This window comes from Winogradskyella poriferorum, from assembly GCF_050618035.1.
GTDB classification, from domain to species: domain Bacteria; phylum Bacteroidota; class Bacteroidia; order Flavobacteriales; family Flavobacteriaceae; genus Winogradskyella; species Winogradskyella poriferorum_A.
On the sequence record NZ_JBODPY010000001.1, the window covers coordinates 855,569 to 869,877 of the forward strand.

Sequence of the window (14,309 nt, forward strand, 5' to 3'; positions counted from 1 at the left end):
AGGGATTACATTACCATTAAATGAAACTTACGAAGTACGACACTATTTATTTTATCAACTCAAAAGTTTTATTTCATCCACAACCCATTCAGTCTTCAATTTTAAATACTTCATTTGAATTTGCATATAATATGGCATTTGGAGAGGGTCATCATAGAAATCATCGCACTGGCGGAACAGAACAACGTTCAGCACTCGATATTTTTAAAAACACTTTACAAGGTAAAATAGCAGAAGGCATCTCCTTTGAGGTTTTGGCGTCAAATGGTATAACATGTGAACCGATTGACTATAGCATTCATGGAAAGGGAGTTTGGGATGATTCTGATTTAGAATACAAAGGCAAAAGGATTAGCGTTAAGTCGAGTGCCTATTTTTCTAATTTACTGTTACTCGAAGCCAATGATTGGAATTTAGATGGTAGTTACAAACCAAACTCAAATAAGGCGCAATCTAATTCGTATTACGATTATTTCTTATTGGTAAGAATAAAACCCAATACCAATTCATTTTTCAACACAGAAAAGGATAAAGAAATTCTAAAGGCGTCAGTTTTAAATCAAAAATGGACTTATGATATCCCAGGATGTTGCAGTCTTAAAACTTTGAAACATATTATTACCAACAATTATATTTTGCCTCAAGGTGCTTTGTTAAATGGGAAGACCAAAATAGACGCAGAAAATTATTATATCCAAACAGGAAATTTAAAAGGAATTAAACAATTAATAGCTGAGCTGAAGCCATTGGATTAAGCTGTTTTAACCAAGTTATCTTCTGTTATAACAACAGAATGTAATACGGTTTTAATGGCATTAGCAAGGCGACTAATAACAGGTACACTTACTGAGTTTCCCGCTTGTTTATAAAGATGTGAAATGGCAATTTCAGGGAAGTTATAGTCATCATCAAACCCTTGAAATCTAAAACACTCACGAGGAGTTAATTTTCTAAAACCATAAGGCGTTTTAACAAGAGGCACATTATGGCCTCCAGTTCCCATATTTGCGGTTAAAGTTGGGCAAACGTTAGATTTATTTTCTCTTACATATTGACGCCTAAATTGATAAACAGTATCGTCGCGTCGTATCGCTTCTTTTAGCATAGGATACATATATTTATCCTCACCATAGTAGTAGCGTGCATCAACTTTTTCGTTTATTATGACGTCTTCGATGGTTTTAGTAAGATCTTCCTTTCCAGGAAATTGAAATCTAAAATTCTCAAAAAATGTTGGGTCTAAATCCTTATCAAAGGCTACAATAAAAATACGTTCTCTATTATGTGGTACATTTCCGTAATCTTTGGTATTTAAGACTTTGGCATCGAAAGAATAATTGTGTTTTTCAATAAGATCTTTAATTATTTTGAAGGTACGGCCTTTGTCATGTCCAACTAAGTTTTTTACATTTTCTAAAAACAAAACCTTAGGACGCATGCTGTCCACAAAATCTAGTATTTTAAAAAAATGATTACCACGCTTATCATCAAATCCTTGTCTATAACCAGCTACCGAAAAGGGTTGACAAGGGAATCCTGCAGTTAGAACGTCTACTTTGGCAAGAGAATCTATATCCAATTGCATCACGTCGCCTTCAACCAATTGATGCTTAAAATTAGTTCTGTAGGTTTTACATGCATTTTTATCATACTCATTAGCCCATACAAGTTCAAAGCCATTTTTCTTAAAGCCTAAGCAAATGCCACCAACGCCTGCATACAAACTCCCTACACTAAATGCTTTACTCATTACTTATAGAATTTCTTCAATAGGTTTTAAATCACTAAAGCCAATAAAATTCTTAAGGCTTACAGAATTAACGGTTTCGTTATTAGAATCAACAAGATTTTTGAGAACCAAATCTTTATCACCATAACCACAGATACTAAAAGTGGTTTTATCCTTTTGAATCACAAAAATGATAGGATTAACTATTGATTTTAATTCTAAAACAGGAAGCGCACCAAAGTCAAAAACCTTAATATCATAAAGCGCATTTTCACCTTCAATTTGTGGTTTAAAGTCTTTGATATTAAGATCATCAATTGTGGTGACGGTAATATTGAGATGCTTCTGGCATGCTACTAAACCACCATAATTCTTGAGGGTCTTATCCAAAAAAGTCTGACCTTCATAACGGTCGCGTAGTTGATTTAAATTCTTAAGTCCTAATGAGTGCATTACGGAATCTCTAACTGCGAACTCCTCCTTCATAGACAATCTAATTTGGGGATATTGTCGCAAAAATTCGCCAGTATGTTTTAAAAATTCTGTAATCAAACTAATTTTTTTAGATCGAACGCTAAGATAATGAAGTTAAAATGATTAGCTATTCATCAAATCTTCAATTTCCTCAGCTTCAATTGGAATATTTCGCATAAGATTAAAAGGCTCACCCGATTCTTGAATAACCACATCATCCTCTAGTCTTATTCCAAATCCTTCATCGGGAATATAAATACCAGGTTCTACAGTGAAGACCATGTTGGCTTGCATTGGCTCATGCAATAGGCCATAATCATGCGTGTCCAAACCAATATGGTGCGAAGTACCATGCATAAAATACTTTTTATAAGCAGGCCAGTCTGGATTTTCATTTTGCACATCAGCTTTGTCAATTAAGCCAAGACCTAATAATTCTGAGGTCATCAATTTACCAACTTCAATATGGTAGGCTTCCCAGAGTGTTCCAGGCACCAGCATTTTTGTTGCTTCTTCTTTAACTCTGTTCACGGCGTTGTAGACTGCTTTTTGACGATCTGTGAACTTGCCGGAAACTGGTATGGTTCGCGTCATATCACTAGAATAGTTAGCATATTCAGCACCAACATCCATAAGGATTAAATCACCTGCCTTACATTGCTGGTTGTTCTCGATATAATGAAGAACATTTGCATTATTACCGGAGGCAATAATTGGAGTGTAAGCAAAACCTTTTGAGCGACGATTTAGGAATTCATGCATGTATTCCGCTTCTATGTTATATTCCCAGATATCTGGTTTAACAAAATTGAGGACACGTCTAAAGCCCTTTTCTGTAATATCGCATGCCTTTTGCATAAGCTTCAGTTCAATAGCATCTTTTACAGACCTAAGACGTTGTAAGATAGGGTTACTCTTTGCGACTTCGTGCGCTGGGTATTTATCTTTTAACCATTTTGTGTAGCGATCTTCGCGTGTTTCTGTTTCAACATTTGCTCTGTAATGTTCATTAGTATTTATATAAACTGTGTCACATTGGGTCATTAACTCAAACATAATCTTATCCATATCCTGGAGCCAATACACCGTTTTTACACCAGAGGTTTCAAATGCCTTTTCTTTGGTTAATTTTTCACCTTCCCAAACTGCTATATGAGCATTAGTTTCTCTTAAAAATAGAATCTCTCTATGCTTCTCTTTAGGGCAATCTGGAAACAATACTAAAATACTCTCTTCTTGATCGACACCACTTAAATAGAAAATGTCTCTATGTTGTGCAAAGGGTAATGTACTATCAGCACTTACAGGATATATATCATTAGAATTAAAAACAGCTAAACTTTTAGGTTTCATTTGAGCCATGAAGTTTTTTCGGTTTTTTATAAAAAGATTACGGTCGATTAAATCGTATTTCATTGTAATAAAATTAGAAGCCTAAAGGTACGAGAATCTGTTAAACTTTGTTAGCAAATTTTGTTCGAGAATAGAGATTAAGTAATTTTCATTTTCTAAAACCAACCAACATGAAATACTCAAAACTTCTCTCGGGTCTTTTTACTTTTTGTATTGCTTTTACTTTTGCTCAACAACCAGCTACTAGTGCCGATGTTGTTAAAAATGCTTTAGAGCAAAAGCGTTCTATGACACAGCAATCCATTGTAAAAAATGTACCCTTTAAAAATATTGGACCAACCATAATGAGTGGACGTGTGGTTGATTTAGATGTTAACCCAGAAATGCCGTCAGAGTTTTATGTAGCATATGCCTCTGGTGGTGTATGGCATACCATTAACAACGGTACAACCTTTACGCCAATTTTAGATAAATCAGACACTCAAAATGTAGGAGACATAGCTATACATTGGCCAACACGTACCATTTATGTTGGTACTGGAGAGAATAATGCTTCGAGATCTTCATACGCAGGTATAGGCATATTAAAGTCTACTGATAATGGAGAATCTTGGGAAAATATTGGTTTGATGGATGCGCATCACTTTGCACCAATTTTGGTACATCCAGATAATCCAGATGTACTGACGGTTGGAGTCACAGGGCATCTGTATTCACCAAATACTGAAAGAGGTATATATAAAACAAACGATGGTGGTAAGACATGGAAGCAAACTTTATTTGTAGACGATATGTCTGGTATTATTGATTTACAGCATAGTCCTAATAACTACAATGTGATGTTTGCAACATCTTGGACCAAAGACAGAAAAGCTTGGAATTTTACGGGTAATGGCACTAATTCTGATATTTATAAAAGTACCGATGCTGGTGAGACATGGCAAAAGGTGTCTAGAGATGGCAGTGGATTTCCAACAGGTGAAGGTGTTGGGAGAATAGGCGTTGCTGTATTTAATGACGATGTAGTTTATGCAGTGCATGATAGTCAGTTCAGAAGACCAAGTAATAAGAAGAAATCGGATAAGCGTGGATTAAGCAAGGATGATTTTAAATCCATGAGTACCGAAGACTTTTTGGCATTAGAAGACAAAAAATTAAATACGTTTTTAAAAACTAATGGATTTCAAGAGAAATATCGTGCAGAGAATGTAAAGCAAATGGTACGTTCAGGAAATGTAAAGCCAATAGATTTAGCTAAGTATTTAGAAGACGCCAATTCTTTATTATTTGACACACCTGTCATTGGTGCTGAGGTTTATAAAAGCGAAGATGGAGGAAAATCATGGAGCAAAACACATGACGACTTTTTAGATGGGATCTATTTTAGTTATGGGTATTATTTTGGTCACATCCATGTATCTCCGGCCAATCAAGATCATATTTATATTTATGGTGTACCAATCGTTAAGTCCAAAGACGGTGGTAAGAATTGGACCTCTATAAGTGCTGAGAATGTACACGCAGACCATCATGCTCTTTGGATTAACCCTAAAAACCCAAACCATCTTGTAAACGGTAATGATGGAGGTGTTAATATCACTTATGATGATGGTGAAAATTGGATAAAAAATAATTCGCCTTCAGTAGGTCAGTTTTATGCTATTAATGTCGACAATGAAAAACCATATAATGTTTATGGTGGTTTACAAGATAATGGTGTTTGGAAAGGTGCAAATAATGCTCGTGAAGATAAAGGATGGCATCAAAGAGGTCAATATCCTTGGAAATCTATAATGGGTGGTGATGGTATGCAAATTCAAATTGATAATAGAAATTCTAATATTGTATATACGGGTTATCAGTTTGGAAACTATTTCAGGCTAAACCTAGAGACTGGCAGTCAGACATATATTCAACCTAAACATACTTTAGGTGAAAACCCTTATCGCTTTAATTGGCAAACACCAATATTATTATCTCCTCATAACCAAGACATTTTATACTTGGGAGGTAATAAATTAATGCGTTCTATGAATCAAGGGACAGACTGGGAAGCAATAAGTGATGATTTAACAAATGGCGGAAAGAAAGGAAATGTTGCTTATGGAACCATTACTTCAATAAGCGAAAGTCCATTTAAGTTTGGATTAATTTACGTAGGCTCTGATGATGGTTTGGTTCATGTCACCAAAAATGCTGGTGATAATTGGACGAAGATTTCAGATACGTTTCCTAAAGATTTATGGGTAAGTAGAGTTGTTACGTCTCAACATAATATTGGTAGTGTATATGTGACTTTGAATGGATACCGTTGGGACGATTTTAGTGTTTATGTATTTAGGAGTGATGACTTTGGTCAAACCTGGAAAGATATAAGTGGTAATATTCCAGCTAGTCCGGTGAATGTTATAAAAGAAGATCCTGAGAATGAAAATTTATTGTACGTAGGAACAGATAATGGTGCTTATGTGTCTTTTAATATGGGAGAATCTTGGGAGATTTTTTCAAACGGTTTACCAAATGTTGCTTTCCATGATATTGTGGTTCAACCAGAGGCAAAAGATTTATTGCTAGGGACACACGGAAGGAGTATTTATAAAGCGAATATTGAACCCTTACAAAAAATGAAGGATGAGCTAAAATCAAAAGATGTTTCAATTTTTAAATTAAGTCCAGTACGATTTTCTAATCGTTGGGGAAGTTCTTGGAGCAAATGGTTGGATGCCTATGAACCAGAAAAAACCATTCAATTTTATAGTAATAGTTCAGGGACTTATTCATTAAAAATATTATCAGATCAGGGTACAGAATTAAATAGTATGTCTATTAATGCTGATAAGGGTTTTAATTACTTAGACTATAATCTTGAACTGACTGAAAAGGGCAGAAAAGCTTTAATGAAAGAGAATACAAGTATTGATGTAAACAAAGCTAGTAACGGAAAATATTATTTGCCGAAAGGGACATATACTGTAATGATTAATAATTCGAAAACTAAACTTGAGATAAAGTAAATTTTAGTTCCTTATAGCTTTAAGCAATGGGAGTTGTTAAACTTAGCATAATACTTTTTTCGCTTGCTGTATTTTGATGATATTGTAGCATCACTAATCAATTCATCAATCAATCTATGTTACAGCGCTTATTAGTTGTACTAATCTTTCTGATTTCTTTTCAGAGTTTAAAAGCACAATCAAATATTACAGAACAACTTAGTATTTTCTTAGACTGTAGATTCTGTGATAACGAGTATTTAAGACAGAATTTAGGTAATGTTCAATTTGTAAGGGATCAGTTTTTGGGCGATGTTCATGTTTTTTTTGTATCCCAAAGAAATGGGAGTGGTGGCAGAAGCTACGAAGTGGAATTTATTGGTAAGAAGGAGTTTGAAGCCATTAATTATAAACTTACCTTTTCTACAGATGCTAATATGACTAATGATGAAGTCCGTCAGCTAGTTTTAAAGAATCTTAAACTTGGATTGGTAAGATTTTGGATCGCCAAGGGTACTACAGACGAAGTTACCGTAAATGTTCCAGCACCAGAGGAAGAGGAGGAAGTAGAAGAAGATGATCCTTGGAATTATTGGCTATTTCAGATTGGAGCTGGAGGATTTTTTGATGGCCAGGAACAGAGTAGGTTTAGCAACATAAATATTAATGCCTCGGCAAGAAGAGTCACAGAGAAAAACAAATTCTCATTTAGAATGCGATTTAGTGAAAGTCGCAATGTTTTTGAATTTGAGGGCGACGAAATCGTTGGTATAAATGACTCAAAGTCTATTCGTGTGAGTGACATTTTGAGTATTAACGATCATTGGTCCTATGGTTTCTTTGGATTTATAGGGTCTTCAACCTTTAATAATACAGATCTTCAATGGACCTTTAGACCTGCAATAGAATATAGTTTCTTTAATTATGTAGATTCAGCAAAGAAGCAGTTGACGATTTCCTACAGAAATGGCATAAGGTATAACGATTACATAGAGCGCACTTTATTTAATGAGACGGAAGAGTATTTTTGGGAACATGGAGTTCAGGTTGGTGGACGAATAAATCAAGAATGGGGAAATTTTAATGCTGAGGTTTCCTTCAATCAGTTTTTAAATGATACGAGTTTGTATGCGCTTAACTTTTTTATTGGTACAAGAATTCGTCTTTTTAAAGGCTTTAATTTTAACGTAGGAGGTAGTTATTCCATCACCAGAAATCAGGTTAATTTACCTGGTGGCGACCTTTCTTTAGAAGAACTTCTCTTACAACAACAACAGTTACAATCTGGCTATAATTATTTTGTAAATGTTGGCTTTAGTTATGCCTTTGGTTCTATCTACAACACCATCGTAAATCCTCGATTCGATTTTTAGATTAAAATCATTCTAAATAATTAATTATAGTACGCTGTTGTTGGCAAAGCGGCAATTGTGCAGTATTTTTGCAAGACTAACAAAAAGATTAGATCTACAATGAGCGGAATTCTAAATTCGTCGATTGGAAGAAAGTTTGCCATGGCTCTTTCGGCACTCTTCCTAATGATTTTTCTAGTAATGCATGTTTCCATTAATTTCACTTCTGTTTTCAGTGCAGAATTGTTTAATGAAATGTCGCATTTTATGGGTACAAATCCTTTAGTTCAAGGACTAATGCAGCCCATTTTAATTATTGGAGTTATTTTCCATTTTGTAATGGGCTTTATTTTAGAAGCAAAGAACAAAGCTTCTAGAGGTGTAAAATACGCTAGCAATACAGCCTCAGATAATTCTACTTGGGTATCGCGCAACATGCTTCTTACTGGAGTAGTTGTACTTGCTTTTTTGGGTTTACACATGTACGATTTTTGGGTACATGAAATGACCGTTAAGTACATCGAAGGTGATATGAGTGGATTAGTAGATCCAAACAATGCTGATTCTGGTTTTAGATACTATGAGGAGCTTAGAGAAAAATTTGTAAGTCCTGTTAGAGTTGGTATTTATGTGGTGGCATTTATATTATTAGCGTTGCATTTATTACATGGATTCAATTCTGCATTCCAGTCAATAGGTGCAAATAACAAATATGTAAAGAGTTTAAAAGGGTTCAGTAAAGTGTACTCAATCGGTGTACCAGCACTTTTTATATTTATCGCAGTTTACCATCACTTTACACATTAAAAAAGATTCATATGTCAATATTAGATTCTAAAATACCTGAAGGTCCTTTAGCAGATAAATGGACAAAACATAAAAACGAAATTAACCTTGTTAATCCAGCCAATAAAAGATTAATCGATGTGATTATCGTTGGTACAGGATTAGCAGGAGGTTCTGCTGCTGCCACTTTAGCAGAGCTTGGATACAATGTAAAAGCATTCTGTTTTCAAGACTCACCAAGACGTGCACACTCTATTGCAGCACAAGGTGGAATTAATGCGGCTAAAAATTACCAAGGGGATGGTGATTCAACTTATAGATTATTTTATGATACTGTAAAAGGTGGTGATTACAGATCTCGTGAAGCTAACGTTTATCGATTGGCTGAGGTTTCGACAAATATTATTGACCAATGTGTTGCTCAAGGTGTACCATTCGCTAGAGAGTATGGTGGGTTATTAGACAATAGATCTTTTGGAGGTGTTCTTGTATCTCGTACGTTTTACGCAAAGGGTCAAACAGGGCAACAGTTATTGTTAGGAGCTTATGCGGCAATGAATCGTCAAATAGGACGTGGTAAAATTAAAATGTACACACGTCACGAAATGTTAGACGTAGTGATTGTAGATGGTAAGGCACGTGGTATTATTGCTCGTAATTTGGTAACAGGTGAAATAGAAAGACATTCTGCTCATGCAGTGGTATTAGGAACTGGAGGGTATGGTAACGCGTTCTATCTTTCAACCTATGCTATGGGTAGTAATGTTACTGCAGCATGGAAAGCACATAAACGTGGTGCTTTTTTCGCTAATCCTTGCTATACGCAGATACACCCAACTTGTATTCCAGTATCTGGAGATCATCAATCTAAATTGACGTTGATGTCAGAATCTTTAAGAAATGATGGTCGTATTTGGGTACCAAAACATAAAAAAGATGTTGAAGCAATTAGAAATGGTAGTTTAAAACCAACTGAGATTGCCGAAGAAGATAGAGATTATTACTTAGAGAGACGTTATCCTGCTTTTGGTAACCTAGTACCAAGAGATGTTGCCTCTCGTGCAGCGAAAGAGCGTTGTGATGCTGGGTATGGTGTGAACCAAACTGGTGAAGCTGTATACTTAGATTTTGCGTCTGCTATTGAGAGATACGGTAAAGAACAAGCTTATGTAAAAGGGCTTGATGTAGATGATATGAAGGTCGTAACAGACCTTGGTAAAAAGGTTGTTGAGAATAAGTATGGGAACTTATTTCAGATGTATGAGAAAATTGTAGATCAAAACCCATACGAAACACCAATGATGATCTATCCTGCTGTTCATTATACTATGGGAGGTTTATGGGTAGATTATAATTTAATGACCACGGTTCCTGGTTTATATGCTATCGGAGAAGCTAATTTCTCTGATCATGGTGCAAACCGATTGGGAGCTTCGGCATTAATGCAAGGTCTTGCAGATGGCTATTTTGTATTACCATACACAATTGGTGACTACTTAGCTCATGATATTAGAACAGGACCAATTCCTACAGATACTAAAGAGTTTGATGAGGCTGAAACGAAAGTGCGTTCTGAGATTGATAGTTTAATCAATAACAAGGGTACAAAATCAGTTGATCATTTCCACAAGCGCTTGGGTAAAATCATGTGGAATAAATGTGGAATGGCTCGTAATGAAAAAGAATTAAAAGAAGCCATTGATGAAATTGCGGCCTTAAGAGAGGAATTCTATAAAGATGTATTTGTACCTGGAGGTCAAAATGAATATAACGAAGAGTTGGCCAAAGCTGGTCGCGTAGCAGATTTCTTAGAATTAGGTGAGCTATTCGCAAAAGATGCTCTTGAGCGTAATGAATCTGCAGGTGGTCATTTTAGAGAAGAATACCAAACTGAAGGCGGTGAAGCTCTAAGAGTGAAGGAGTACCAATATGTTTCTGCTTGGGAATATAAAGGACAGCCAAGTGATGCTATACATCACAAGGAGCCATTAGAATACAAAAATATTGAAGTGAAAGAGAGAAGTTACAAATAAAAGCTATGATGAATTTAACACTAAAAATATGGCGTCAGAAAGACGCAAACGATAAAGGAAAAATTGTTGATTATCCAGTTAGTGGCATTTCTCCTGACATGTCTTTTTTAGAAATGTTAGATGTATTAAATCAAGAATTGATTGAAAAAGGAGAAGAACCAGTAGCGTTTGATCACGATTGTAGAGAAGGAATTTGTGGTACATGTTCTTTATACATAAACGGTAGAGCACATGGCCCTCAAACGAGAATTACTGCGTGTCAACTTCATATGAGAAGTTTTAAAGATGGCGATACTATTTATATAGAGCCATGGAGAGCTAAGGCGTTTCCAGTAATTAAAGATTTAATCGTTGATCGTTCTTCTTTTGATAGAATTCAACAAGCAGGTGGTTTTATATCTGTGAATACCTCAGGTAATACTCAAGATGCCAATGCCATCCCAATTGAAAAGGAGAATGCAGATAAAGCATTTGATGCTGCAACATGTATAGGTTGTGGTGCTTGTGTAGCGAGTTGTAAAAACTCATCTGCAATGTTATTCGTTTCGGCGAAAGTATCGCAGTTTGCACTGCTACCACAAGGACGCGTAGAAGCAACAGACCGTGTTTTAAACATGGTAAAGCAAATGGATGAAGAAGGATTCGGAAATTGCACTAATACTGGTGCTTGTGAAGTAGAATGTCCTAAAGGAATTTCACTAGAGAATATTGCACGTATGAATCGTGAATATTTAGCAGCAAGCTTTAAAGGTTAAATAAATCCTGCTTAGCAGGTAACTACATACAATCCCAAGGTAAAATCTTATCTTGGGATTTTTATTTTCATATATATGGATAGCACTGAATTCTATAATTCACAAATCGATGAATTTACCAAAGAGTCAAAGGAAATCTTTAAGCAACTAAGTGTTTTAAGTATTCTCAGACTTGTTGTATTTCTCTCGACTATTGGTGTAATTTATTTATTGAGACAACAGTGGCAATGGGCATTTTTAGTTGGTCTTGTCGGATCGGCTGTATTTCTCATTTTACTTTCTCGATATACTGATTTAAAAGCAAAAAGAGCGCTAAGTAAGCGCCTTATAAAAATCAACGAGGAAGAACTAAAGATAAATAAGGGTGAATATAATCACAGGGCTGATGGGATACAATTTCAGAATTCAAATCACTTTTATAGTCTGGACATAGACCTATTTGGTAAGGGCTCATTCTTTCAGTTCATGAATAGAACTAATATTAATGAGGGAACGGAAAAATTGGCTGATGTGCTTTTAGCCAATAACATTAGTAATATTCAAAAACGTCAGCAGGCTATTAAGGAATTAGCGAAATTACCAAGTTGGACGCAATTATATGCTGGTTTAGCACAAGGGATTGAAACGGATTATAAAGCCACCAAAATAATTACTTGGCTTAAGTCTTACAGTCCATTTCTTAAAACACTTCATTATTGGTTGTCTATTAGTTTTAGCGCATTATCAATATGCATAATAACTCTAGTAGTTTTACAATATGTCCCTGTAACTTTTGCTGGTTATTGGCTTTTAATTGGCCTTGGTATAACTGGTATTTATTTAAAGCGGATTAGTATCCTTGCACATAATACAGAACGTACAAAAGATACCTTTAGGCAGTATGCCTTGCTTTTAAATCAAATTGAAAATCAAAGTTTTACTTCAGAGCTACTAAAGGAGCAACAAGACAAATTAAAATTTAAGGAGGTAAAGGCATCAAAAATCTTTTCTGAATTTACCAAGGCACTGGATGCTTTGGATAATAGAAATAATTTAATCTCAGCGCTTTTTGGAAATGGATATTTGCTTTGGGATATTGCTCAAAGTTATCGTGTTGAGCAATGGATTATCAAATATGCAGATAAAGTTGAAGACTGGTTTGACGTTGTTGTTTTTTTCGATGCTTTTAATAGTCTAGGGACCTACACTTACAATCATAGTACTTATGTTTTTCCAAGTATTGTTGATGATGAAACTTGTGTAAATGCAAATGACCTAGGTCATCCTTTATTGCAAGCTCAAAAAAGAATAGATAGTGATATAGAACTAAATAAGAATGAATTTTTTATTGTAACCGGAGCTAATATGGCAGGTAAAAGTACATTCTTAAGAACCGTTGGACTTCATATTGTGATGGCTAATATGGGTTTACCTGTGTGTGCTAAAACGTCTTATTACAATCCTGTTAAATTGATTACTAGTATGCGCACAACAGATTCTTTAAAAGATGACAGTTCATATTTCTTCAGTGAATTGACACGGCTTAAGTTTATTGTTGACACGATTTCTACTGATGAAAATTATTTTGTTATCCTAGATGAAATATTAAAAGGGACCAATAGTACAGATAAAGCCAAAGGGTCTAAGAAGTTTGTTGAGCGACTCGTTAGTATTGGTGCTACAGGCATTATTGCAACTCACGATTTAAGCTTAACAAAGATTGAAGCTGAGTTAGAACCTGTTCAAAATTATTTCTTTGATGCGCAAATAATTAATGAGGAGCTTTACTTCGATTATAAACTTAAAAAGGGTGTCTGCTCAAATATGAATGCAAGTTTCTTATTGAAGAAAATGGAAATTGTGTAAATAAAAAACCCTTACTCGTAGTAAGGGTTTTTTATAATATGTAAGTGTTTCTTAAGCTTCAAATGGAGCTACAGAAACATAAGACTTATTGTCTTTCTTTTTTGTAAACTGTACAATACCATCAACTTTAGCATGTAAAGTGTGGTCTTTTCCTTGGTATACATTTTCACCTGGGTGATGTGTATTACCTCTTTGTCTCACGATAATATTACCTGCAATAGCAGCTTGTCCACCAAAAATCTTTACACCTAAGCGTTTCGATTCTGATTCTCTACCGTTTTTCGAACTTCCGACTCCTTTTTTATGTGCCATTTTATTTTGGTTTTAATATTAACTTAAAGCTGCAATTAAATCAGCTTTTTTCATTGAAGAGATTCCAGAGATACCTTTAGCTTTTGCTAATTCTTTTAGCTGAGCAACAGTCATCTTACTTAAATCTTGTGAAGCATCTTCTTTAACTTCTGCTTTTGGAGTAGCCTCTTTTGCAGGAGTTTTAGGTTCAGCTTTCTTTGCTTCTTTTTTAGGCGCAGCTTTTTTAGCTCCTGAAGCAGTGATACCTTCAATTACAATTTCCGTTAATGATTGTCTGTGTCCATTTTTAACACGGTAACCTTTACGTCTTTTCTTTTTGAAAACGATTACCTTATCACCTTTTAGGTGCTTAATGACTTTTGCACTAACCTGTGCTCCGTCTATAGCCGGGGCGCCTAAAGTTACATCGTTACCGTTACCAATTAGAAGAACATTATCGAAAGCTACTTTCTTACCTTCTTCTGTAGATAAACGATTAACAAAAACTTTTTGGTCTTTCTCAACTTTAAATTGATGCCCTGCTATCTCTACAATTGCGTACATAGCGTAACGTTTTTATTATTTGTTTAAATTATATAGCCCTCTTTTCAGAAAGCGGATGCAAATATAGTCCTAAATTCTTAATCTACAAACGTTTTAAGCGATTTAGATGGCAAACAAGGAAAATGTGTTTTTAT

Annotated in this window: 12 protein-coding genes; 7 read left to right on the plus strand and 5 right to left on the minus strand. The window is 35.1% G+C overall.

The annotated features are described in order from the left end of the window. Window positions 1-20: 20 nt before the first annotated feature. A complete protein-coding gene (locus ACRHOC_RS03830; protein WP_431157225.1) occupies window positions 21-755 on the plus strand; it encodes a hypothetical protein in 735 nt (244 codons plus the stop codon). Here the strand turns inward: ACRHOC_RS03830 and dcm are convergent. From dcm to ACRHOC_RS03845, 3 genes are all read right to left on the minus strand, one after another. Further along, complete coding sequence (gene dcm, locus ACRHOC_RS03835; protein ID WP_431157226.1) at window positions 752-1,750, minus strand: DNA (cytosine-5-)-methyltransferase; 999 nt, start codon at window positions 1,748-1,750, stop codon at window positions 752-754. The genes ACRHOC_RS03830 and dcm overlap by 4 nt on opposite strands. A gap of 3 nt (window positions 1,751-1,753) precedes the next feature. Next, entirely contained in the window at window positions 1,754-2,215 is a 462-nt protein-coding gene (locus ACRHOC_RS03840; protein WP_431157227.1) for a hypothetical protein, read from the minus strand. 111 nt (window positions 2,216-2,326) lie between these two features. Then, window positions 2,327-3,619, minus strand: coding sequence for an aminopeptidase P family protein (locus tag ACRHOC_RS03845; protein ID WP_431157228.1), 1,293 nt, complete (start codon window positions 3,617-3,619; stop codon window positions 2,327-2,329). A gap of 107 nt (window positions 3,620-3,726) precedes the next feature. Between ACRHOC_RS03845 and ACRHOC_RS03850 the strand changes: the two genes are divergently transcribed. From ACRHOC_RS03850 to ACRHOC_RS03875, 6 genes are all read left to right on the plus strand, one after another. Then, window positions 3,727-6,570, plus strand: coding sequence for a WD40/YVTN/BNR-like repeat-containing protein (locus ACRHOC_RS03850; protein ID WP_431157229.1), 2,844 nt, complete (start codon window positions 3,727-3,729; stop codon window positions 6,568-6,570). Between the two features lie 116 nt (window positions 6,571-6,686). Beyond that, window positions 6,687-7,922 carry a hypothetical protein gene (locus ACRHOC_RS03855; RefSeq protein ID WP_431157230.1) on the plus strand — a complete coding sequence of 412 codons (1,236 nt, stop codon included), beginning with the start codon at window positions 6,687-6,689 and terminating at the stop codon, window positions 7,920-7,922. A gap of 99 nt (window positions 7,923-8,021) precedes the next feature. Beyond that, a complete protein-coding gene (locus ACRHOC_RS03860) occupies window positions 8,022-8,708 on the plus strand; it encodes a succinate dehydrogenase cytochrome b subunit (protein ID WP_431157231.1) in 687 nt (228 codons plus the stop codon). An 11-nt stretch (window positions 8,709-8,719) separates the two neighbouring features. After that, window positions 8,720-10,720 carry a fumarate reductase/succinate dehydrogenase flavoprotein subunit gene (locus tag ACRHOC_RS03865; protein WP_431157232.1) on the plus strand — a complete coding sequence of 667 codons (2,001 nt, stop codon included), beginning with the start codon at window positions 8,720-8,722 and terminating at the stop codon, window positions 10,718-10,720. 8 nt (window positions 10,721-10,728) lie between these two features. After that, complete coding sequence (locus ACRHOC_RS03870; protein ID WP_431157448.1) at window positions 10,729-11,475, plus strand: succinate dehydrogenase/fumarate reductase iron-sulfur subunit; 747 nt, start codon at window positions 10,729-10,731, stop codon at window positions 11,473-11,475. 75 nt (window positions 11,476-11,550) lie between these two features. Continuing rightward, window positions 11,551-13,320 (plus strand): MutS-related protein, encoded by a 1,770-nt coding sequence (locus ACRHOC_RS03875; protein ID WP_431157233.1) that lies wholly within the window; start codon window positions 11,551-11,553, stop codon window positions 13,318-13,320. Between the two features lie 51 nt (window positions 13,321-13,371). Here ACRHOC_RS03875 and rpmA read toward each other — a convergent pair whose 3' ends face one another. Both rpmA and rplU read right to left on the minus strand, forming a co-directional pair. Continuing rightward, window positions 13,372-13,632 carry a 50S ribosomal protein L27 gene (gene rpmA, locus ACRHOC_RS03880; RefSeq protein ID WP_431157234.1) on the minus strand — a complete coding sequence of 87 codons (261 nt, stop codon included), beginning with the start codon at window positions 13,630-13,632 and terminating at the stop codon, window positions 13,372-13,374. A gap of 18 nt (window positions 13,633-13,650) precedes the next feature. Next, window positions 13,651-14,175: a 50S ribosomal protein L21 gene (gene rplU / locus ACRHOC_RS03885; protein ID WP_431157235.1), complete on the minus strand. Its 525-nt coding sequence runs from the start codon at window positions 14,173-14,175 to the stop codon at window positions 13,651-13,653. Between the last annotated feature and the right edge of the window lie 134 nt (window positions 14,176-14,309).